At 43.6% G+C, this 21,436-nt stretch carries 22 protein-coding genes and 1 pseudogene; 6 read left to right on the top strand and 17 right to left on the bottom strand.

Annotated features, from left to right (window positions below; translation table 11 throughout):
- Positions 1-1,026: an L-threonine 3-dehydrogenase gene (tdh, locus tag ACE1SE_RS18415; protein ID WP_374052077.1), complete on the top strand. Its 1,026-nt coding sequence runs from the start codon at positions 1-3 to the stop codon at positions 1,024-1,026.
- Here tdh and ACE1SE_RS18410 read toward each other — a convergent pair.
- A complete protein-coding gene (locus tag ACE1SE_RS18410) occupies positions 1,007-2,074 on the bottom strand; it encodes a divergent polysaccharide deacetylase family protein (protein WP_374052076.1) in 1,068 nt (355 codons plus the stop codon). The two genes, tdh and ACE1SE_RS18410, sit on opposite strands and share 20 nt — an antisense overlap.
- 15 nt (positions 2,075-2,089) lie before the next feature.
- The gene (envC, locus tag ACE1SE_RS18405; RefSeq protein WP_374052075.1) at positions 2,090-3,403 is read right to left on the bottom strand and encodes a murein hydrolase activator EnvC; all 1,314 of its coding nucleotides are present in this window, start codon (positions 3,401-3,403) and stop codon (positions 2,090-2,092) included.
- A 329-nt stretch (positions 3,404-3,732) separates the two neighbouring features.
- Between envC and ACE1SE_RS18400 the strand changes: the two genes are divergently transcribed.
- From ACE1SE_RS18400 to cysE, 4 genes are all read left to right on the top strand, one after another.
- A complete protein-coding gene (locus ACE1SE_RS18400; protein WP_374052074.1) occupies positions 3,733-4,170 on the top strand; it encodes a rhodanese-like domain-containing protein in 438 nt (145 codons plus the stop codon).
- A 76-nt stretch (positions 4,171-4,246) separates the two neighbouring features.
- On the top strand, positions 4,247-4,717 hold the full coding sequence (gene secB, locus ACE1SE_RS18395) for a protein-export chaperone SecB (RefSeq protein ID WP_374052073.1): 471 nt from the start codon (positions 4,247-4,249) through the stop codon (positions 4,715-4,717).
- Positions 4,717-5,736 carry an NAD(P)H-dependent glycerol-3-phosphate dehydrogenase gene (gene gpsA, locus ACE1SE_RS18390; protein WP_374052072.1) on the top strand — a complete coding sequence of 340 codons (1,020 nt, stop codon included), beginning with the start codon at positions 4,717-4,719 and terminating at the stop codon, positions 5,734-5,736. Before secB ends, gpsA begins: the two co-directional genes overlap by 1 nt.
- Before the next feature lie 18 nt (positions 5,737-5,754).
- Positions 5,755-6,576, top strand: coding sequence for a serine O-acetyltransferase (gene cysE, locus ACE1SE_RS18385; RefSeq protein WP_074024722.1), 822 nt, complete (start codon positions 5,755-5,757; stop codon positions 6,574-6,576).
- Between the two features lie 75 nt (positions 6,577-6,651).
- On the opposite strand, the gene trmL is transcribed toward cysE, so the two are convergent.
- On the bottom strand, positions 6,652-7,155 hold the full coding sequence (gene trmL, locus ACE1SE_RS18380) for a tRNA (uridine(34)/cytosine(34)/5-carboxymethylaminomethyluridine(34)-2'-O)-methyltransferase TrmL (protein ID WP_374052071.1): 504 nt from the start codon (positions 7,153-7,155) through the stop codon (positions 6,652-6,654).
- Between the two features lie 249 nt (positions 7,156-7,404).
- Between trmL and ACE1SE_RS18375 the strand changes: the two genes are divergently transcribed.
- Positions 7,405-8,203, top strand: a protein-coding gene (locus tag ACE1SE_RS18375) for an IS5 family transposase (RefSeq protein ID WP_374052070.1) whose coding sequence is annotated in 2 segments (ribosomal slippage) — positions 7,405-7,668 and positions 7,670-8,203 — 798 coding nt in all. Because the reading frame shifts where the segments join, the coding sequence is not laid out codon by codon here.
- Positions 8,204-8,616: 413 nt separating this feature from the next.
- Here the strand turns inward: ACE1SE_RS18375 and ACE1SE_RS18370 are convergent.
- The 14 genes and pseudogenes from ACE1SE_RS18370 to ACE1SE_RS18305 all read right to left on the bottom strand — a co-directional run bounded on the left by ACE1SE_RS18370 (position 8,617) and on the right by ACE1SE_RS18305 (position 21,354).
- Positions 8,617-8,781 (bottom strand): transposase, encoded by a 165-nt coding sequence (locus tag ACE1SE_RS18370; protein ID WP_374053711.1) that lies wholly within the window; start codon positions 8,779-8,781, stop codon positions 8,617-8,619.
- A 44-nt stretch (positions 8,782-8,825) separates the two neighbouring features.
- A complete protein-coding gene (locus ACE1SE_RS18365) occupies positions 8,826-9,725 on the bottom strand; it encodes an IS982 family transposase (protein ID WP_374052069.1) in 900 nt (299 codons plus the stop codon).
- Between the two features lie 104 nt (positions 9,726-9,829).
- Positions 9,830-10,526 (bottom strand): annotated as a pseudogene (locus tag ACE1SE_RS18360) (IS1 family transposase).
- A gap of 114 nt (positions 10,527-10,640) precedes the next feature.
- Positions 10,641-11,546 (bottom strand): glycosyltransferase, encoded by a 906-nt coding sequence (locus ACE1SE_RS18355; RefSeq protein WP_374052068.1) that lies wholly within the window; start codon positions 11,544-11,546, stop codon positions 10,641-10,643.
- A gap of 2 nt (positions 11,547-11,548) precedes the next feature.
- Positions 11,549-12,520: a hypothetical protein gene (locus tag ACE1SE_RS18350; protein WP_374052067.1), complete on the bottom strand. Its 972-nt coding sequence runs from the start codon at positions 12,518-12,520 to the stop codon at positions 11,549-11,551.
- 268 nt (positions 12,521-12,788) lie between these two features.
- The gene (locus ACE1SE_RS18345) at positions 12,789-13,676 is read right to left on the bottom strand and encodes a glycosyltransferase (RefSeq protein WP_374052066.1); all 888 of its coding nucleotides are present in this window, start codon (positions 13,674-13,676) and stop codon (positions 12,789-12,791) included.
- A 13-nt stretch (positions 13,677-13,689) separates the two neighbouring features.
- The gene (locus ACE1SE_RS18340; RefSeq protein WP_374052065.1) at positions 13,690-14,946 is read right to left on the bottom strand and encodes an O-antigen translocase; all 1,257 of its coding nucleotides are present in this window, start codon (positions 14,944-14,946) and stop codon (positions 13,690-13,692) included.
- Positions 14,947-14,957: 11 nt separating this feature from the next.
- The gene (locus ACE1SE_RS18335) at positions 14,958-16,064 is read right to left on the bottom strand and encodes a DegT/DnrJ/EryC1/StrS family aminotransferase (RefSeq protein ID WP_374052064.1); all 1,107 of its coding nucleotides are present in this window, start codon (positions 16,062-16,064) and stop codon (positions 14,958-14,960) included.
- Positions 16,065-17,036, bottom strand: a complete 972-nt coding sequence (locus ACE1SE_RS18330) for a hypothetical protein (RefSeq protein ID WP_374052063.1) — start codon at positions 17,034-17,036, stop codon at positions 16,065-16,067.
- A 3-nt stretch (positions 17,037-17,039) separates the two neighbouring features.
- Positions 17,040-17,534, bottom strand: coding sequence for an acyltransferase (locus tag ACE1SE_RS18325; protein ID WP_374052062.1), 495 nt, complete (start codon positions 17,532-17,534; stop codon positions 17,040-17,042).
- Positions 17,534-18,409 carry a DegT/DnrJ/EryC1/StrS family aminotransferase gene (locus ACE1SE_RS18320; RefSeq protein WP_374052061.1) on the bottom strand — a complete coding sequence of 292 codons (876 nt, stop codon included), beginning with the start codon at positions 18,407-18,409 and terminating at the stop codon, positions 17,534-17,536. The genes ACE1SE_RS18325 and ACE1SE_RS18320 overlap by 1 nt, the downstream gene beginning before the upstream one ends.
- Before the next feature lie 41 nt (positions 18,410-18,450).
- A complete protein-coding gene (locus tag ACE1SE_RS18315; RefSeq protein WP_374052060.1) occupies positions 18,451-18,855 on the bottom strand; it encodes a sugar 3,4-ketoisomerase in 405 nt (134 codons plus the stop codon).
- Positions 18,845-19,399 carry a dTDP-4-dehydrorhamnose 3,5-epimerase gene (rfbC, locus tag ACE1SE_RS18310; RefSeq protein ID WP_374052059.1) on the bottom strand — a complete coding sequence of 185 codons (555 nt, stop codon included), beginning with the start codon at positions 19,397-19,399 and terminating at the stop codon, positions 18,845-18,847. The genes ACE1SE_RS18315 and rfbC overlap by 11 nt, the downstream gene beginning before the upstream one ends.
- An 83-nt stretch (positions 19,400-19,482) precedes the next feature.
- Positions 19,483-21,354, bottom strand: coding sequence for a polysaccharide biosynthesis protein (locus ACE1SE_RS18305; RefSeq protein WP_374052058.1), 1,872 nt, complete (start codon positions 21,352-21,354; stop codon positions 19,483-19,485).
- Positions 21,355-21,436: the final 82 nt, after the last annotated feature.

Raw genomic sequence — 21,436 nt, 5'->3', positions numbered from 1 at the left:
ATGAAAGCATTGTCCAAATTAAAGCCACAAGGAGGTATCTGGATGACAGATGTGCCCATTCCAGAGCTTGGGCACAATGATGTGATGATTAAAATCCGTAAGACTGCCATTTGTGGTACGGACGTTCACATCTATAACTGGGATGATTGGTCGCAAAAAACTATTCCTGTCCCGATGGTGATAGGGCACGAATATGTCGGTGAAGTTGTTGCGATTGGTCAGGAAGTAAAAGGGTTCAAGGTTGGTGATCGTGTATCCGGTGAAGGCCATATTACCTGTGGTTACTGTCGTAACTGCCGTGGTGGACGTACTCATTTATGCCGCAATACTACGGGTGTTGGTGTGAACCGTGAAGGTGCCTTTGCTGAATATCTGGTTATTCCCGCATTTAATGCTTTTAAGATACCGGACAATATACCCGATGAGCTGGCTGCGATTTTTGATCCATTTGGCAATGCGGTACATACTGCGCTGTCTTTTGAGCTGGTGGGGGAAGATGTACTGGTATCAGGTGCTGGCCCTATCGGGATTATGGCAGCAGCGGTGTGTAAGCATGTTGGTGCCCGTCATGTCGTGATTACGGATGTCAATGAATACCGCCTTGAGTTAGCTCGCAAAATGGGTGTTACCCGTGCTGTGAATGTCAGTAAAGAAAATCTGACTGATGTCATGGCAGAACTGGGAATGACAGAAGGTTTTGATGTTGGTTTAGAGATGTCAGGTGCTCCGCCAGCGTTTCGTACCTTGCTCAATACCATGAATCACGGTGGACGTATTGCGTTATTGGGTATCCCACCTTCAGATATGGCGATAGATTGGAATCAGGTCATCTTTAAAGGATTATTTATCAAGGGCATCTACGGGCGTGAGATGTTCGAAACTTGGTACAAGATGGCGGCTTTGATCCAATCTGGCCTGGATTTGTCCCCGATTATCACTCACCAATTCTCAATTGATGATTACCAGAAAGGCTTTGATGTCATGCGCTCTGGGCAATCTGGCAAAGTTATCTTAAATTGGGATTAAAATTAGCGCAGGCGTCTTTGGCTTTTAAGGCGCCTGTTTGATCGGCTTTTGGTGGCGCTCCTGTTTTATTTGCCGCTTTGTTTTCCGTTGCTTGCTTTACTTCTGGCTTACCTGAATCATTTGGTATTTTTTGTATTGGATAGTTACCCAAAAGCTTTTGCATGTACCGATTTAAAGCATCAAAGATAACACTGTTAGATAACTCCTTTTGGACTATCTTGAGATACTCCAACTGAGTGGTTGGTGTGGGTTTTGATTGATGGGGTTTTATGCACTTGTGTGCAGTTTGATGATCTAACAACAGGCTGGGTGTTACCAGTTCAATATCACAGGGTAATGTTGCAAGTGCTTGCTGTAAGACGCTTATAGTTGTGGGATGTGGGTGTCCAATTGCGACGGCAGCGCCTCGCTTACGGGCAAGTGAAATTGCTCGGTCAAGTTGATGCCGTGTTTCGGCTTCGGTTTGAATATTATCCAAAAACACATTCCTTCGGAGCACAGAAACAGAGGTTCCCATCGCTGCTTTAGTGACTTGTGTATTGCCTACTGTCACACTGTCCAGAAAGTAAAGGTGATAATGGGATAACGCTTGCATTACCTTTTCCATGCCACTGAGATTAGATGTCATTGCACTGCCCATATGATTATTCATACCAACAGCATGGGGAACTTTCTGTATCGCATTTTGAATAATACGGGTAATTTCTTCCTTGCTCATCGCAGGATGGAGAGTATTTTTTTCCAGAGGTTGCCTGCCTAATGGTGCCATTGGCAAGTGGATTAAAATTTCCCGTCCCTGCTGATAAGCCTTTTCCGCCATTTTCCTGCCATACGGGGAGTTGGGCAGGATTGCGATAGAAACCGCAACGGGCATTTGTAAGAGTTCATTTTCTTCACTAACACGATAGCCAACATCATCAATGACGATGGCTAAACGTGCAGCTTGTACATTTAAAGTAAACAGCAATGTTGTGAAGAATAGCAGTATCCAAGATAAAAGAGTGAAGACATTAACCCGCTTTATTAATTGATACCGCATCTTCACCATTATTGCATTCCTGTCCTATTTCCCTAACCACGGTAACGGATTAACAGCCTGCCCTTGACGGCGGATTTCAAAGTACAGTGAAGGTTGTTGTTGCCCGCCGCTGCTGCCTACCAACGCTATTGGCTGGCCTGCCCGAACTTGTTGCCCAACACTGACCAATGTGCTCTGATTGTAACCGTAAATGCTCATATCGCCTTTACCGTGTTCAATCACGACAACCAGTCCATAGCCTTGTAGCCAGTCTGCCAGCAATACACGTCCATCAGAGATTGCCCTGACTTCTGTCCCTTCCGCTGCTGAAATAACAACCCCTTTCCAACGAAGTTCACCTTGTATCGCTTCGCCAAAACTATGGATGACACGACCACGTACTGGCCAGATGGCTTGCCCAGCAGGCCGCCCAAGGCCACCAGTTCGTGCCATGAGAGCTCGTTCTTCTTCTGTTGGTTTATAACTGGAACCTTTTTGTTGCGCTTGTTTCTGTTTGGCGGCAACTTGGGCACGAACACGAGCCGCTTCACGAGCTTCACGTTCAGCACGCGCTTTGGCTTCCCGTTCAGCTTTAGCAATTTTATCTCTCAGTCTGGTTTCATTCTGTCGAAGTTCTGCCAGGCTTTGTTGATCTTTTTTCAATGAAGATTCAAGAACCGTTAATGTCTTATGCCGCGCAGTACGGGCAGTTTCCATCTTTTGCTTTTGCTGTTTTTGGCTGGTCAGTATCGCTTTCTGTTCACTTTGTTTTTCGAGTTGCAGTTTTTTTTGCTGGTTGAGTTCTGCAGTTGTTTTTTGCAGTTTGGCGATAGTCTCCTGGCGTGCCTGATTCAAGTAACTGTAATAGGCGAGAATACGTTCTTTGCGCTGATTTTTCTGCCCATTGAGCAACAATTCTAATCCTTGGTGATTTCCTTGCCGAAATGCGGCATCCAATTGGTTGGCCAGTAATTGTCGTTGCTCCTTTTGTTGCATTTGCAGGTGCTTGATATTGGCATTTAGTGATGAAATATCGTTTTCTAGCTTATTCAGACGAGTCTGTGTCGTGTGCAGCGAACGTCCCACTTCTGAGATAGTACTTTCTTGTTCTTTTAATTGGTTAAGCAGATCTGTACGTTGTTTTTGTTGCTGTTTTACGCTTTTCTCTTTCTCGGCAATATCCTGCTGAATATCTTTGAGCTGATTTTTATTCTCTGAAATTGGATTGGCGAAAGTATTTGTACTGAAACTGAGAAAGGTGAACAACAAGGTACAGAGCTGTAACACTCTGATTTTATTTTGCAGTTTGTATTGCCTCTGCCGCTTCTTACGGCTCCTGAGATCCTTATTTTCAGCCATTTTATTGAGTACCCTGCTGCTACATAGCGCCTGATTATTTCATGAGGAATTGCACCTGACCAGAGAACAGACTGTTTTTTATCATTAATATAAGTTTTAGTTAATTTAGTCCATTTATTGTCGAAGATCCTGCCTTGGTCCAGTGTTACATGAAATATTTTATTGATACATTACAATCAAGTTGTTCTCGGTATGTTTTTTAATTTTTCTCGAAACTCTCCGCAAAATCTGCATTGGATTGATGCTAATTGGCTGTAATTGATGCAACACACAGGTATACTCTTCTACCTTAGATATTTGTTATTAACCAACGGGAGTTGTTGCCCTCCATGCTGCAAGAAATCATGCAATTTATTAGCCGGAACACGATCCTAAGCCTTGTCTGGATTGCATTGCTGGTGGCTGTCATTGTCATGACGGTAAAAAGCGTATTCTCCAAGAGTAAAGAGATCACCCGTGCTCAGGCCATCCATTTCATCAACAAGGAAGAAGCTATCGTCGTGGATTTACGCTCCCGTGACGATTTCCGCAGGGGGCATATTATTGGTTCCGTTAACCTGACGCCATCTGAAATTAAAGAGAGTAATTTAGGTGAGTTGGAGAAACATAAAAAACAGCCTGTTATCGTAGTTTCAGCGAATGGACTAGAATCTAGAACACCAGCGGAAAATCTGGTCCGTTTAGGTTTTGAGCAGGTTTATTCCTTGAAAGAGGGGATTGCTGGTTGGGCGGGTGAAAATCTGCCATTGGCTCGCGGCAAGAAATAACGAATTCAGGTGCAAGTAGCAGGCTTGCATTCTTGAAAAGTTTAAATAAGGACATCTGAAAAAGGTAAATATTATTATGTCAGAACAAAACAACACAGAAATGGCTTTCCAAATCCAGCGTATTTACACGAAAGATATTTCTTTCGAAGCACCAAAAGCTCCGCAGATTTTCCAGCAGGATTGGCAACCGGAAGTTAAATTGGATTTGGACACTGCTTCCAGTGAATTGGTTCAGGGAGTTTATGAAGTTGTTCTGCGTGTTACCGTCACGGCGACACTGGAAGAAGAAACAGCGTTTTTGTGTGAAGTTCAGCAAGCGGGTATTTTCTCTATTGATGGTATTGAAGGAACCCAGTTGGCTCATTGCTTAGGTGCATATTGCCCGAACATCCTGTTCCCATACGCCCGTGAGTGCATCACCAGCTTGGTAGGCCGTGGTACTTTCCCACAATTGAACCTGGCTCCTGTTAACTTTGATGCCCTGTTCATGAATTATCTGCAACAGCAGGCTGAATCTCAGCCTAATGAGGCTGCACAGGAAGCCTAATGAATACTGCTTCTATGACAGTGATCGGTGCCGGTTCATACGGCACCGCTTTAGCCATTACTTTGGCTCGCAATGGGCACGATGTTGTGCTTTGGGGGCATAACCCTGCGCACGTCAATGCGTTGCAGCAAGCGCGCTGTAATCAGGCATTTTTACCGGATGTTTCTTTTCCTGATAGCTTATTGCTCGAGTCCGATCTGAAAAGCGCTGTTTCAGCCAGTTGTAATATCCTGATAGTGGTTCCCAGCCATGTTTTCGGTGATGTCTTACAGCAGATAAAGCCGTATTTACAACAGAATAGCCGCATTGTTTGGGCTACCAAGGGGCTTGAAGCGGAAACAGGACGCTTATTACAAGATGTCGCCCGTGAGATATTAGGTGATGAAATCCCCTTGGCTGTAGTTTCTGGCCCGACATTCGCCAAAGAGCTAGCGGCAGGTTTACCAACAGCGATTGCTGTTTCTGCCACAACACCAGAGTTTGGTGAAGAACTACAACAGTTTTTCCATTGTGGCAGAAGCTTTCGAGTCTACAAAAACCCAGATTTCATAGGGGTACAGCTCGGCGGGGCAATAAAAAATGTGATTGCAATTGGTGCCGGAATCTCTGATGGTATGGGGTTTGGAGCTAATGCCCGTACGGCATTGATTACCAGAGGGTTAGCGGAGATGAGCCGCCTTGGCGTGGCGTTGGGGGCCGATCCTTCTACATTTATGGGCATGGCTGGATTGGGTGATTTAGTTTTGACCTGTACCGATAACCAATCCCGTAACCGTCGTTTTGGCATGATGCTGGGAAAAGGTATTGGTGTTGATGAAGCGCAGCGTGAGATCGGGCAAGTTGTTGAAGGATACCGCAATACTAAAGAAGTTCGGGCTTTGGCGGAAAGAGTGGGTGTTGAAATGCCTATCACAGAGCAGATCTACCAGATACTATACTGCAATAAAAATGTGATTGAGGCTGCCCAAACATTATTGGGAAGAGCGACAAGAGATGAGGGAGATGGCTCTCACTCTTAAATAAATGAGAACACTGATATGTCGCGAGCAGAACTGAACGAAGTCTGGAAAAATATAAAAAACGAGGCGAGGGCGCTGGCAGACTGTGAACCCATGTTAGCCAGTTTCTTTCACGCGACACTACTCAAGCATGAAAATCTTGGTAGTGCCCTGAGTTACATGCTGGCAAATAAGCTGGCAACACCGATTATGCCTCCCATTGAAGTCAGAGAAGTCGCTGAAAGTGCGTATCGCAGTGATCCTAAGATGATTGAATCGGCAGCACGTGATATCAAAGCTGTTCGACTGCGTGATCCGGCAGTAGATAAATATTCAACCCCATTACTCTATCTTAAAGGCTTCCATGCTCTGCAAGCCTACCGTATTGCTCACTGGCTATGGAAAGAAGATCGCAAGGCATTAGCAATCTATCTGCAAAACCAGATCTCAGTTTCTTTTGGCGTTGATATTCACCCCGCTGCCAGAATTGGTTGTGGCATTATGCTTGACCATGCGACAGGTATTGTAATTGGTGAAACAGCGGTTGTTGAGAATGATGTTTCTATTCTGCAATCAGTGACTCTTGGGGGAACAGGTAAAACCAGCGGAGATCGTCATCCGAAAGTACGTGAAGGGGTAATGATTGGCGCGGGTTCCAAAATACTTGGCAATATCGAGATTGGCCGTGGTGCGAAAATTGGGGCAGGGTCGGTTGTATTAAGATCAGTTCCACCTCATACCACAGTGGCAGGTGTACCGGCGAGGATTGTTGGTAAACCGGAAAGTGAGAAACCATCGCTGGATATGAACCAGCATTTTAATGGCATCAATAATGGATTTGAGAATGGGGATGGGATTTGAAATTCTGTTCTTTTCTTATGAGCATTAATAGATAGGACATTCAGCGCGTATTAAACGCTGAATGTCCTATTAATCTTAATCCCGCAATAACGCACCTGGATAACCCAGTTGCCGCCATGCTTCAAACACAACCACTGAAACAGAATTGGACAGATTCATACTACGGCTATCTGGCAGCATGGGAATTCTGATTTTCTGTTCAGGTGGTATGTTATCTAATACATAAGACGGCAAACCACGAGTTTCCGGTCCAAACATTAAGTAATCACCATCACGATAACTCACATTACTGTGCGCCGGAGTACCTTTTGTGGTTAAGGCAAATAGACGTGCTCCAGAAGAGGACTGTGAATTGACGGAACTAAGCCCTTCACTTTCCAGAAATGCGTTGTAATCGTGGTGTTGTTTGATATTAGCAAATTCATGGTAGTCTAACCCTGCACGACGCAGGCGTTTGTCGTCCCATGTGAAACCCAAAGGTTGAATGAGATGAAGCTGGCAGCCTGTGTTGGCACACAGGCGGATGATATTGCCTGTATTAGGCGGGATTTCTGGCTCGAATAGGACGATGTTTAGCATGTTTTGATTAAATTGTTACAGATGTAGTTGTAGTTTCCTATAAAATACATTTCTGATGTGTGTGTTTTATAATAAATGTAACCAGATTTTATTTTATCAGTTAAAGATATTATCCTAACCCGATTTATATAGACGTCCCATAATATTCAACTTTTTTAGAACCACTCGGAATCTTTTTTGAACGTAATTGTTTTTCCTGTATTCTGTCCGCCCAAATAAGATAAGTGCCTATATAAGTGACCTGCTGGAATGAGAAAAATCTACCCGAGTGATATCAGCCGAGAAGCCTTTCAGAAAATTGAACCCTTGTTGCTCAGCAGCCGAAAACGTACGCGTCCTCGAAAAGTCGATGTGTATGAAGTGTTTTGTGCCCTGCTGTATATCCTCAAGAGCGGTTGTCAGTGGGATATGCTCCCCAGTGATTTCCCCAGCAAAAGTACCGTGTATTACTATTTCAAACTTTGGAAAGAGAAACCGTCAGAAACAGAACCTAGCCTGCTGGGGCTGGCATTAAAAAAATCGGGTTGGCGAGGCCCGTATCACCCATGGTCGGAACGCTAACACGACGTTTGTGATCGTTGACGCACAAAGCGTTAAGAACACAGATACGGCGCGTGAGAAAGGCTATGATGCCGGTAAAAAAGTGTCTGGCATCAAACGCCATATCGCGGTAGATACTCAAGGTTTACCTCACGCAATAACCATCACCACGGCAAATGTCACGGACAGAAAAGGGGCACTGGAGGCTTTTACGCGGCACAAAAAATCACCCAGTTGGGTGAAAAATGTTTTAGCCGATGGCGGTTATACGGGAGAAACCTTCGCTGAGAACGTGCATCATATACTCGGCGCGACTGTCGAAATTGCCAAACGTAGTGAATTGCATACTTTCAAGGTGATACCCAAGCGATGGGTTGTCGAACGTTCATTTGGTTGGCTGGAAAAATGTCGACGATTGTGGAAGAACTGTGAGAGATATTTGAATACCCGCCTTCAGCTCGTCAATCTGGCATTTCTTGTCGTGTTACTGCGCAGAAAAAATAACTGAATAGGCTGTTAGTGACTCAGTGTATTGCTAATTTCGGTTCACGGTCATATATCTGGCGTCTGGCAATCATTTAAATTTGCTGCGCAGTGGTGAAGTCCGAACCTTGCCTCCTCATCAGATCAACGGATTAAAAATCCTCGACAGTCTCAGGTTTTTGCAAGGCCGGATAACCGTTTAGCTCATCAACTTTAGTCAACTCTATTGAAAATGAAACCGGTTTATTTAAGCAAAGGCTTTGCTCATCTGGAACGCATCTTTATTAACCATAATTGACCAGCATATCCTGGCACATTTATTGGCATAAGCGACACACGCCTTATTAAATCCCCGTCGGTTAACCAAAGACTGCATCCAATCACCGAGTGCATCATGCCGTAACGCTCTGCGTTGTATAGCAGCTCTGGCGCCATGAATTAAAATCCCGCATAGGTACCGATTACCATTTTTGTGATTTTGCCTAATTGTGTTTTCCCTCCACTGCTGGCCTGTCGAGGAACGAGTCCTAACCAAGCGGCCATTTGCCTGCCGTTATTAAATTGTTTTCCATCACCAATATACGCGACCATTGCGGAGGCAATCAGGGGGCCAATACAGAATAGTTAACCTCACGCGATGCTCGACTTTAACATCCTATAACGTTGGCTTGTTGAAGCCAGTCGCGTTGATTTTTACCTTGTTTAAAATTGGCAAAAATACCCAACGTGTGAGAAAGCAGTTTTCTGGCAATTCGATTACTCAAATGCCACAAATCCCGTGCCCAGCACTTCTCGATAGCAAATTGTCCGGCGAGTTGACCAATCACGGTTTCAATTAAACGGCATTTGGCGTTAATGACCCTTCTCATTTTTCTGGGGAGGGGATCATCCATATTGGCACGCACAGGGGTAATCATTTCAATACCCTCTACCTTCATTTCCTGTTTAAATTCAACGCCTAAATACCCTTTATCACCCAGCAAACAGCCTTTTATCGAGCCGATCACATCCCAGGCTGCTTCACGCTCACTGACATTGGCGGGCGTCAGTGTAAACCCGGTTACTACGCCGATTTCGTCTATCATGAGATGTACTTTGAAGCCGTAGTCAGTTTCGTTTTTGGCCGCGCAGTACCCATAATCGGCTTGCCCTTTGAAGTTGGCACAGCCTTTTGCTCTTTTGAATCCACAGACGGGCAGCGGAAATCCGTCGATAATATGTACCGGCCTGTCGAGTGCGCCCAATAACCTCGCCAGCTTTTCTTGCAGTTGTTGTTTAACAACCCAAAGATTCGAAGTCTGTTTAGCGAAATTGGCGCGTGAACCTAGCCCCGGAAACCATTCGCGCCAGTGATCATTGAAGTATGTCCAAATGCCTTTATCTGTTGAAAATCCTAAAAATTCACCCACCACTTCCATCGTGATGGCTTCTGCATCGCTCAGTTTAGGCGGATATCCCCGGCTTCTGAATCGTATACCTTGCTGTAACTGCGTTAAATTGTCATCTACCCAACAAAACACCCAAATGATAAAATCTTGCTGTGACATAGCCTTTTGTTCCTTTATTTCTCTATTTTTGACGACTTAAAGTTATAAAGGAGCGGCTATGTCATTTCAACTCACCATAAAAGTCGAGCATCGCGTTAGATTTGTTATGAAATATAATAGTTACGCTCAATGAACGTGCCTATCACTTTATCGTGCATTGCTTCGGATTTGGAATAACCTATCGTTTTGCGGTTCAGCTTTTTTATCCTGATGCGCAGAGTGAGATTCCTTCTCTCAATGCGTTGGGTAAATTTCTTGCCTGTGCGGTGTTTCTCCGCAGGAAGGCAATCGTAGACAACATAGTCATCTGTGCAGTAGCACTGAATGTTGAAAGGAGCCATAAGTGGCAGTCGTTTTTTTAACGTTTTCCTGCGGCGGTCACCAAACACATGGCCACGATCTTTTTCATGTTCGGCTCCCAGGCATACCAGAGCCAGCGCTGATTTTTCTTGTTACCGACAAATGACCACTGCTCGTCTATTTCACCGATAATCTGAATATCACTGCCCGCAAACGGCAGCGGGGTTACTTGTCTTGGCGTGAGTTTTTTAATGTGCGAATAACGGTGTTAATGCCGATTTTCAGAACTCGAGCTGTGTCCCTGATGCTGGCGTTATTCATTGCCATATCAATAACCTGCTCCTTCACACCGGGATTGCAGGCTTGATAGGTATAGTTCAGTTGAAAGGTTTTACGGCAGGCATAGCAGTGATAACGGGAATGTCCACAGCTTCCTTTTCCATGTCCTTTAACCGCTTCTGTTTTGTGACAGTAACGACAAACCACATCCACTTTAGCCATCTCTCACCCACAATAAAAAGTAGGGCGTTTATCACAAAATCTAATTATTGGGAGCATGACCGTGAGAATATCACTTCCTATGAGGGTGACCAAAATCAGTCTGCCACTTCAAATTTACTTCAGCATACCCAGCACTAAAATAACTGCAAGGCTTAATCTGTCGCGTAATTTCCTGCGAACCTTGTGGATTTTACACGCTATATAAAGATGACCAAAATAACCGCGATTCAGGCAATTAACAAAGAACGGACGATTTTCAAAACCGAGGATGTTAACGATACGTTTTATTTCTGTAAGATACCAACTGTTACGTATCATTTGGATTCTGCGCTTCGCTGCCTGTAATCCGCCGTTTGCGCCAAACTGGTTGCTACTGTGCTGTCTGTATAACATGCTCGGCCACGAATCAATAAACCACTTATATCCGCTGTGGCGAGCAAATGCATAAATTAACCAGTCATGCAATTCAACTTCATCGACTTTATCTTTATTATTATTGCTGATGAATGACTGAAATTTTAATGCAACTTTTTTGCTGAACACATAAGTACAGCCCGGTCCGGCAGATTCGAAGCAATAATCATACTCGACTTGATCTTGCGCTTTGTTGATAAGCACTTGTTTGCCATTTTCCCAGAAAGCCATGACATTACTGGAATAACAATCGTAGCCTTTTTCGGAAAGTACCTTTATCGCGTTCGATAATTTATCCAAGTGCCAAATATCATCCTGATCGGCAAAAGAGACAAAATCATAGTTTGCCAGTTCAACATCACGGACTAAACGATAGAAATTGCGTGCTGCGCCACCATAGCGGGTACCATAAGGCAAAATATAAATATTGCTATATTGTTTTGCGAGCTGAAGGCAGTGCTCATAGGTACTATCGGTACTAACATCGACACTAATGTGAATATCTACGGATATATCTTCTTGATTAAGAACACTTTGAATTTGTTCGTCTATCCACTTCATTCCATTATATGCAGCCAGTAAAACAGCTATTTTACTTCCCGTCATTGCTACCTCCCACCAATGGGTTTGCTGGTATTACCTACCATAGAAAACTTTAAAAAATTAGAAAATAGGTACAATAAGAATATAAGAATAGAGCTCATAATATTAAGCAAGATATAGAACTGTGGAGCAAACCCAAGGAATAGCATAAGATAGACAAACTTAAGGAAAAGCAGCCAGGCATAAATCCCTTGAGTTTTACAGAACCAGTAAAATACAGCGCCAAATGTCAGAACGACAAAGAACATTGCAATAAATACCAGAGGCAATCCTCCAAACAGGAGGAAAGGATAGAACTCCGTACCTACGTTGTAACGGACAATCAATACTGGTGAATAAGGGTACATAGGGAACTCTTCACGAGAAAACGGTGAAATCTGGCTGAGCAAGAACTGGTCGTTCAGGAAGCCCGTCGACGCCACATGAGTGAAGTTAAGGATAGGTGTCGTGATATATAACAATATTTGCTTGACTGACGGCGGCATGATGTCGAAAAACTCCGTTAACGGGAATTTCCCATAAACAATATGATCGCCAGAAGATTCAATCGAGAAAGATGTACCACTACGATAAAACCCAATAATCACAAAAATCGTCGGTAGTAAAATTAATAGTGAATACAGGCCGAGCTTCACCTTACGAAATTCGTGCGGACGGCTTTTGACTGACGTCGAACGGAACCGTGCGTAGAGAATGAAGAAATAGCAAAAGAAAGACATCAGCAAGCGATTACGGTCAATCATCATTATCGGCAACAGCATCGAAAACAGAATGAAGAACCTGGCAACCCACGGGTTTTCACGCCTGATAATATAAGCGATGGGAACCAGCATCCAGCACATTGAAGTGACATGGCGAATAAATCGTCCGACCCCATAGAATTCAGCATAGCTAGCTGGATTGAGTAGTTTGAACCCATTAAAATAAACATCAAGAGGAAATAGAAGCAAAACTAAAAAGCCCAACGACTTTAGCACCAGCTTATCGATCGGTGCTATGTTATTGTAAACATTTTCGTATAAACTGGTATAATTTAGTCTTCTTCTGAATATTAATTCAAAAAAACAGACCAGAAAGAATATGCTGCTGCCGTAAAAGAGGGAATAAAAGAACATACCCTCTGTCACGTTGAAGCACAGATAAAAAATAGCTAACTGAATTAATATCGGTGCCATTATATAAAATGACAACCGGCCTTTCATTTCACTCATATTTCAATCCACTCTAAGCTGACTACTGGCTATTTTATCTCACTAGCTGATTACTTAGTGATGAATAATATTTGTGAATAGCATAATGATAGATGGCTTTGAGATAACTACTCTGCAAGTAGTTAATTTTGCACTTAGTGAGATATCTTTTGGCCAGAAGTTGCTTCTGCACATATTTCAGTTCAGGAGAATAGGTATATTTTTCCAGCAAATAGCAAAATGACTGCAAGTTAGCAATTCGCGTAGTTACATCTTTCACTTTTGACGTGTTGTTACCGTGTATACGGTAGCAACAAACTTTTTGATTAAGGTAAATTACGCTGTCCGGCTTCTTAAACACATTCAGGAAGAAGTCGAAATCATCGATCCTTGAATTTTCGTCGTACTGATAGCTGTTAAAGAAATTCCGCCTTACTAGAATGCACGGACCGGCAATACACCATTTGTCGATCAATTTTTGCGGAATACGCTGGTTATTTCGCAGATCGTCAGGGTTCCCGCCATGATAATCCATAAAGCTATCGCCAACTTTCTTGCTATCGTTGTCAATAACGGTGCCATCACCAAACACGCAGGTGATATTATCCGCGGCAAGTGCCATCATCGCAGCGGAGCTGCCGGGAAGAACGATATCATCGGAAGCGGAAAGCCGAACGAATTTACCGTCAGAGTTGTTATAGAGTTTATTGACAGTTTTGGCAATGCCATGGTTTTCTTGCGTAATTAAACGAACATTGATATCGCTGTTGGTTTCCATCCATTGTTTGATAACGTTAACTGAATCATCCGGTGAACCATCATCGATAATTAATACTTCATAACTGAAATCGTGAGTCGCGACATCATTTTTTATAGAATCCAAAGCCTCAACCAAAAAAGCGCTATGGTTATAGCAAGGCATTGCATAGGTCAACTCTAGCATTATTCCTTCCGATTTAACGAATGATATGTTTTAGTGCAAGTCGCAAGAACAGGAAACAAACCAGCTGGACCATGACGTATGAATACAATACGGAGGCGACAGCTAGATTCGTAAAGTGCAGCAAAATGGTAGTTAAAATATAGAACAAAAAGGCGAAGAATAACTCGAGCGAGATAAACCAACGCGTAGAACCACGCGCTAGCATAGGGTAAGTGTAAACCCAGTTAATGAGTTTCAGGCAGTCTCCCACGAGCTGAATAGTGAAAAGCTCTCGCGCCGGTAAAAATTCTGGTGAGAACAAAATCAGAATAATAAAATCTTTCATCACGTAGACGCTGAGCGCCATAATGATAGCCAGACCAAACATCAGGTAGCTTGTCGTTTTTACTTCTGCCAGAATTTTATTGCTATCGCCAATAGAGGAAAGCTTTGGCAAATAGTAAACTCCGAGCGCAAGCGTCAAGACGCTAAGGTAGACTTCTGATATCCGCCATACGGCCTGCCATTGTCCCGTAAGCATCCAGCCAAGCTGGCCAACCATTTCGTTACGGATCAACAGTAACGCGGTGGGTAAAGCAATGGCACTGATCACCGCCATGCAAATATAACCCGCGATACCTTTAACATTCTCTTTGTTTGCTTTACCGAAGAAATTAGCCAGCTTGAACCACTTTTGTCGACAGACAAAAGCGATAGAGATAAGCCCAGCCAACGCATATTGAATACAAACAGAAATAAGTGCGCCGTGCAATTTCTTGTAATAGATTAACACCACCATTATCAGACATGATAATAGCGTTGAGAACATGCCAACAATGACATATTTCTTATAATCTTTCGCACCGTTGATGACGGAGTTGACAAAGGTTCCGATGGCAGTAAATGGCAAAAAAAAACCTGCCAAGACAATTATCCAGGCATACTCTTCATTTGCCAGAAAAACCCGCGCCAGATAGTTCGAGTAGAATAAAACAACGGCTAGGATGATAAGATAGAGGAATATCGTACAGCGTATACCTGCACGCCACCAGGGCGTGCATTTGTCGATACCAACGTCATAATTCTCGGCGGTGTAGCGAACGATCCCGTTACTGACCGGAGCGTTAATTATGCCATTGAAACTTGTGACAATAGCCTGTAACTGTCCTAAAAGAGCCAGTCCTGAAGGGCCGCCGTAAACAGCTACAAATTTTGTAATAACAAAACCCACAGCCATTTTACATATTGTCAGCAAACCGGTCCAAAAAGTGACGCTAAATAGAGCCCGCATTAAATTTGTTCTTACACTTTAAATTCATTGATTTTGTTTACGACATACATCGCTTCATCTTCTGTCAAAATCGGAGATATTGGCAGTGACAATACCTCTTCATGAATTTGCTCAGTGATCGGATAATGCAGATAGTTCAGCTCAGAGTAGGCCTGTTGTTTATGCGGCGGAACAGGATAGTGAATTAGCGTTTGAATGTTGTTCGCCGCTAACCACTCCTGCAACTGTTGTCTATGCGAGGTTTTAATCACAAATAAATGCCAGACATGGGCAGCCGCTTCGGTGACCAATGGCGTAGTCACCAGTACATTATTCATGTTCTTGATATATATATCCGCAATGCGACGACGGTGCGCAGTATCACTCTCCAGACGTTTTAATTTAACGCTGAGCATTGCGGCCTGTATCGGATCCAGGCGACTATTCAGCCCCTGATACAGGTTTTCATATTTTTTGTGCGAACCATAGTTGCGCAACGCTTTGATCGCATTTGACAACTCGTCATCATTCGTCACTACGGCTCCAGCATCACCCAATGCACCGAGGTTTTTACCTGGGTAAAAACTAAAGCCAGCGGCATGGCCCCATGTACCCGCACGTTTCCCCTCAAGCATGGCGCCATGCGCTTGGGCACTGTCTTCCAGCACTAACAGGTTATGTTTTTCGGCAATGCTCATAATCTCAGGCATTGGCGCTAACTGACCGTACAGATGCACAGGAAGGATGGCTTTCGTTTTCGCAGTGATAGCGGATTCAATACCAGCCGCAGTGATGTTGAATGTATTATAGTCAGGCTCAACAAGTGTAGGTACTAACCCGTTATCAGTGATCGCAAGCACCGATGCAATGTAGGTGTTAGCAGGAACAATGACTTCATCACCGTTTTGCAGGCAGCCCTTTAGTTTCCAAGCGCGTAAAACAAGGTTTAATGCGTCAAGACCATTTGCCACGCTAATGCAGTGCCTTGCTCCGCAGTAAGCTGCAAATTCATTTTCGAAGGCATCAACTTTATCGCCGCCGATATAATAACCAGAATCAATAACATCTTTGCATGCCATAAGCATTTCTTGAGCATCGCGTGTGTTAATTTGTTGCAGATTCAAAAAGTCTACTTTCATTTATTTTCCATCTTTGCTTAAGCTAACTGTAATTTTTTGACTAACCAGGCAACCAATGCTCTCTTTAAAATTGAGCAATCCCTGATTTGGTTCTGAATGGTCTGTCGAAGTGCCAATATCAAGCGTCGAAAACCCGCCTTCAGCGGCTGCCAGATAGATACCTTCGGCTAACTTAATGATGGTAGAATCTTTTCTATATTCCGGATGTTCGCCCCAGTAAAACACATATAATGTATTGGTGTCGAGTATCAGACAAATAGCGCCAGCAAGAACAACATTGTCGCGCGTCAGAATATAAAACTTAATCTTCTCACCCATGGCGAGAGAAAGCGCTTCAATTGCCTCCCATGACATGGTCATCGGGAATCCCTGACTTTCTCGGTTTAACTTAATGACGTCATAAACGCTTTTACGCTGCTCAGCCGTGGTTGTTTCGTTAAATTCAGGCTTAGACTTTGTCATGCGGTTAAGCTGGTTTCGCTTACTGCTACCGAGGTTAGAGCGAAAATCCTCATAGCAGGTAATGGGGAGATGAAAGTTAAGATCATATTCATCCAGAACCCATTTTTGGCGGAACAGCACATTCTGAACTTTGGTGTGGACTTTGCTTTGGTAATACTGTGGTGGCAGGCGCCAGACGATTTTAGCGCTATTTTCCAGAGATAACAGATAATTAGAGATAACGCTGATGAAAAAATCCAGCTCGCACATAGAAATAAGTTCGCTGGCCTCAACGGGTCCAAAAGCACCGGTTACCGGGGACGTCCAGTCAGAGGAGTTTTGTTCGCGGGCAAAAGATTTGATGGCGAGTTGTTTGTTGCTTGTAAGATCCACCAGAGCAAATGTTCTTACCTCTTTTTTCTGCACGATAATCTGGTGTTCAATAAAGCATTTACTGGAAAAAAAATTATTTTCCGCATACTCATCAACTAGGTTAACAGCATATTTTTCATTCGATGCTATTCTGGTCATAACTTAATCTTTCTCCAGCTCATAAGGATCAATTCTCTTAATTAATCGAGCAGGTGTTCCACCTATAATTGAATAGTTTTCAAATGAAGTATTGACGTAGCTATTCGACGCGACAATACAAAAATTACCCAATTTAACACCGGGCATAATAGTCGCCGAAGTGCCAATCCAGCAGTGATCGCCAATTTCTACTTTTTCTTTCTGAATCGGATAGATTTTTTGCAAAAGCTCGCTGGCGTTTGGACCTGAATCGGTCATTATGTTTACATTTTGAGCAATGCTTACATGAGCACCGATAATTAATTTGGCACTGTAGCCGTTTAAAATTGAATTCATGCCGACATAGCTGTCATGACCAATTTCAAGAACGTTTTCCTTTGAGCCAAAAACAGAGCATCGTTTAGCAATTTTAACATTATCTCCTAAACGAACATTATTAATGCTTGTCGAAGGATCTACTGTTGCACTACCAACCAATGTAATGTTTTCTAATTTCATCACGCACCCCGTTGAATAAATTCATTGTAGACAAAAACAAAATAGTCTAGGTCTGCTTGTTGCAGTCTATCGTGCAGAGGAATGAAAAACGTCTGTTCGCCATAAAAAACACTGCATTCTATTCCGTTACCCTGCATAAATGTTTTCAGAGCAATAAGGTCAACCCCTGCCGGAGGGCAAAACATAAATACGGACGGTGTTTCCTGTTCGCTAAAAGTAAAACGTGGCGTACAGGACAAGCCCGCAAACAGCTCCAACAGATAGCGATAGTTTTTCCATCGTATGTCGGCATATTCCTCAACATGGTCAACATGTGCGGAAACTACACACTTAATATAGTTTTCGTACTCTGCGCCCAGCTCTGGCTTAGTGGTTAACGCCTTGCGACTAAGGATAATTCCACCGAACTGAATCGGGAAATACTTAGGAAAGCTATAGACGACGAAATCACTGCGTCCGGAGTCTGCAGACGAAGAATTAAATGAATGAGCAAAGTCTTCGATAACGGGAACACCAAGCTGGTAGAGCTTATCCATATCCGGATACACAGTGCCAAACTCATGGACAACCACGATAGCTTTGGTTTCTTCATTCAGCGTGCGGTTCCATTTGCAAACAGCTTCAATCGCATTCATCACGCACCCGCTGACGTACAGATTATCCGTGGTGGTAAGCACTGTGACATAATCTGTTTCTGACAGCTCCAAATTGGTTAACGCCAGCGTGATACCATGACGCGCTTTGAGCAAATAGTGCTGATGGTACGCCGGATGTCTTTTTTCAAAAAACTGCACATCCTTGCTGGTCGGTGGTAAACCGCAATTCTTTGCAATGGATGATGTACTGAACGGGCTTATCCTGTACGAGGGTTTCATAAACTCGTCATCGGTCAAAATCCAATTACCAGTCACAGCCATCACGCCCTCCCCTGAACCGACTCCAGAAAGTCATCGTAATTGCGCACATAGTCGCTCTCATCATAGAGTTCGTTGGCCAACACCATCAGAACGCAATCTTCTGAAAAATCGACCATTTCACGCCAGATGAAGGATTCAATCACTAAGCCCTGCGCAGGGTTATCCAGTAGCAGGCTCACTCGCTCTTTGCCATCATCCAGAACGAATCGGCAAGAACCGCGAACGGCAATAGCAATCTGTTTGAGATTTCTGTGCGCGTGGAAACCACGTTTGACGCCTTTACCGGTATTGAACAGGTAATAAACACGTTTGATTTCGAATGGAATATTACTGCCATACTCCAGAGCAACCAAAGAACCACGCTCATCGCCATGGGTTTGAAGAGGAATTAGTTTAATATCCACCGTTATTCTCCAGTAATTGCTGTAACAGAGGCGCAATTTTGTCTTTATCGGATAAGATTGGTTGTTCTACACGCCAGTCAATGGCCAGTGTAGGATCGTTCCACAGAATGGTTCGCTCCGCTTTAGGATTATAGTAATTTGTTGTTTTATAACAGAAAATCGTCGAATCACTTAACGTAGCAAAGCCATGCGCAAAACCTTTCGGGATCCACAGTTGTTTGCAGTTCTCAGCAGATAAATGTAGACCAACCCACTGACCAAACGTTGGAGAACCTTCCCTGATATCAACCGCGACATCATAGACTTCACCAGCAATGCAGCGAACTAATTTGCCCTGTTCTGAGGGCGCAGCTTGGAAATGTAAACCACGGACAACGCCTTTCTGCGATTTTGATTGGTTATCTTGGACAAAAGTGACTTTATGGCCGACTGATTCTTCAAATTTGGCATGATTGAAGCTTTCGTAAAAATATCCGCGTTCATCTTTGAAGACTCTAGGTTCAAAAATCAACACGCCAGGTATTTGGGTTGCTGTTACGAGCATTTTAATTCCGATACATTAAGTTAATAAATATTAGCGATAATAATCAACATCTTGCCACCGCTATTACTGCCATGCCCAAAACCTTAAGACAAAATATCGCAGATATCATCAGAAGGTTGAAAATCGGTCTGCGCGCTAATTAGAATCTCTCGTATTTTGACTTGATCATAATTCACACAGGCTCTCTTGATTTCGCATAAATATTCTTGTAATTCATCGTAGTCGAGCATTATTTCATTGGCGGTCAAAATGCGTGGATGCTGCGTTTTTTCAACATCTTCTCCAATCAGCAGCTCTTCAAATAACTTTTCTCCAGGCCGTAATCCAGTGATTTTAATTGCAATATCACCTTGCCCCGTCTCTTCATCTTTCACGCGCAAACCACTCAGGGAGACCATGCGGTGAGCCAGATCCAGAATTTTCACTGGTTCGCCCATATCGAGCACAAACACATCGCCGCCTTTGCCCATCGCGCCAGCCTGAATAACCAGCTGTGCAGCTTCCGGGATGGTCATAAAATAGCGAATGATATCCTGATGTGTCAGTGTTACTGGGCCACCCGCTTCAATCTGTTTTTCAAATAATGGTACAACAGAGCCGGATGAGCCAAGAACGTTACCAAAGCGTACCATACAGAAACAGGTAGATTTCTGGTGCACAGACAAAGATTGCAGCACCAGTTCGGCCATCCTCTTTGTCGCGCCCATCGTATTTGTTGGACGTACCGCTTTGTCTGTTGAAATCAGTACAAATTTACTCACGCCGCTGTTGATAGCAGCCTTCGCACAATTCAATGTACCGAAAATGTTGTTCATGACGCCGTCAACAACATTATATTCAACCAATGGCACATGCTTATAGGCTGCCGCGTGGTAGACCGTTTCAATTTTAAAACGGGTCATCACACGTTCAAGGTGGTGTTGATCCTGCACACACCCAAGAATTGGTACTAGCGTAGTGCTCTCATTCAGATGTTTGATAAGACCACTCAGCTCGCTCTCAATGGCATACAGGGAGAATTCAGAAATCTCATATAGAACCAGCGTGCTGGGGTTATTGTTGAGTATCTGCCGACATAGTTCAGAGCCAATTGACCCCCCGGCTCCGGTGACCAGCACCGCTTTATCTTTGATATTTCTGGAGATCAATTGTGGTAGCGGCGCAACGGAATCCCTACCCAGTAGATCGGCAATCGAGACTTTCTTGATCGTATCTATTGTGGCTTTACTTTCAACCAAATCGACCATGCCAGGAATAGACAACACTTCGCAGGGCAGCCCTTCTAGCCTAGCAATCACTTCTCTTTTTCGTTCACGTCCAGCACTTGGCATAGCTAAAAGTATTTTCTTGGCATCATACTTATCAACCAGCCATTTCAGTTTTTGCGGGCTATAAACTGTGACGCCGTGAATGATTGTATTTTGTAACTTCTCATTATCATCAACGAACGCAATCGGATAATATTCCGCGGCCTGACTCAACGCCGGTAACAGTTGGCATCCGGATGCACCCGCACCATAAATAATGACCTTAGTACCGAAATTCATGTCAGTGTTGAGCAGCATGCGTAGTAAAAGCCGCGAACCGGCAACGAGCAACAGACCAACGGCAAAATAGATACCTGGGATCGTACGCGGCAAATAGATACTGGTGACGGAGGCAAGCATAACTAGTTGCACGGCAGATAACGCCATGCCGATGGCCACTGCAACCAACAGTTTAGCGCTCAGATAGCGCAAAACTGCTCGATACAAGCCCAGCTTAATAAAGACTAGCAATGTTACCAGAGTATTGAAAGAAACAAGATACCAATGATGGATGCTGGTGATTGGCATTAATGCATCAATTCTTAACCAGAAAGCGAGCCAAAAAGAGAAGAGTAAAAGAAAAATGTCTATGGAAAGAGAGATTATTCTTTTGTATGACCTTGGTAATGAGACAAACCAGACTAACATGATATTCCTAATCTTTTACACGCTACTTGATTAACTATCTGGATTTTATTGTGGTACATCCAGTCGTGACTTTATATTCAAA

The sequence above is a fragment of the Xenorhabdus taiwanensis genome, assembly GCF_036512875.1.
GTDB classification, from domain to species: Bacteria; Pseudomonadota; Gammaproteobacteria; order Enterobacterales; family Enterobacteriaceae; genus Xenorhabdus; species Xenorhabdus taiwanensis.
The sequence above is the reverse complement of the archived record's forward strand: the minus strand, read 5'-3'. Positions and strand labels throughout refer to the sequence as shown.

Coding starts and splice junctions, on each gene's coding strand:
- ACE1SE_RS18340 (WP_374052065.1), bottom strand. CDS start 14,946: ATGCGGGCTCTATTTAGCGTCACTTTTTGGACCGGTTTGCTGACAATA.
- ACE1SE_RS18365 (WP_374052069.1), bottom strand. CDS start 9,725: ATGTCACAGCAAGATTTTATCATTTGGGTGTTTTGTTGGGTAGATGAC.
- ACE1SE_RS18410 (WP_374052076.1), bottom strand. CDS start 2,074: ATGGTGAAGATGCGGTATCAATTAATAAAGCGGGTTAATGTCTTCACT.
- cysE (WP_074024722.1), top strand. CDS start 5,755: ATGTCGCGAGCAGAACTGAACGAAGTCTGGAAAAATATAAAAAACGAG.
- ACE1SE_RS18345 (WP_374052066.1), bottom strand. CDS start 13,676: ATGCTAGAGTTGACCTATGCAATGCCTTGCTATAACCATAGCGCTTTT.
- ACE1SE_RS18330 (WP_374052063.1), bottom strand. CDS start 17,036: ATGACCAGAATAGCATCGAATGAAAAATATGCTGTTAACCTAGTTGAT.
- envC (WP_374052075.1), bottom strand. CDS start 3,403: ATGGCTGAAAATAAGGATCTCAGGAGCCGTAAGAAGCGGCAGAGGCAA.
- secB (WP_374052073.1), top strand. CDS start 4,247: ATGTCAGAACAAAACAACACAGAAATGGCTTTCCAAATCCAGCGTATT.
- ACE1SE_RS18400 (WP_374052074.1), top strand. CDS start 3,733: ATGCTGCAAGAAATCATGCAATTTATTAGCCGGAACACGATCCTAAGC.
- tdh (WP_374052077.1), top strand. CDS start 1: ATGAAAGCATTGTCCAAATTAAAGCCACAAGGAGGTATCTGGATGACA.
- ACE1SE_RS18320 (WP_374052061.1), bottom strand. CDS start 18,409: ATGAAACCCTCGTACAGGATAAGCCCGTTCAGTACATCATCCATTGCA.
- trmL (WP_374052071.1), bottom strand. CDS start 7,155: ATGCTAAACATCGTCCTATTCGAGCCAGAAATCCCGCCTAATACAGGC.
- ACE1SE_RS18355 (WP_374052068.1), bottom strand. CDS start 11,546: ATGACGGGAAGTAAAATAGCTGTTTTACTGGCTGCATATAATGGAATG.
- ACE1SE_RS18305 (WP_374052058.1), bottom strand. CDS start 21,354: ATGTTAGTCTGGTTTGTCTCATTACCAAGGTCATACAAAAGAATAATC.
- rfbC (WP_374052059.1), bottom strand. CDS start 19,399: ATGCTCGTAACAGCAACCCAAATACCTGGCGTGTTGATTTTTGAACCT.
- ACE1SE_RS18325 (WP_374052062.1), bottom strand. CDS start 17,534: ATGAAATTAGAAAACATTACATTGGTTGGTAGTGCAACAGTAGATCCT.
- ACE1SE_RS18335 (WP_374052064.1), bottom strand. CDS start 16,064: ATGAAAGTAGACTTTTTGAATCTGCAACAAATTAACACACGCGATGCT.
- gpsA (WP_374052072.1), top strand. CDS start 4,717: ATGAATACTGCTTCTATGACAGTGATCGGTGCCGGTTCATACGGCACC.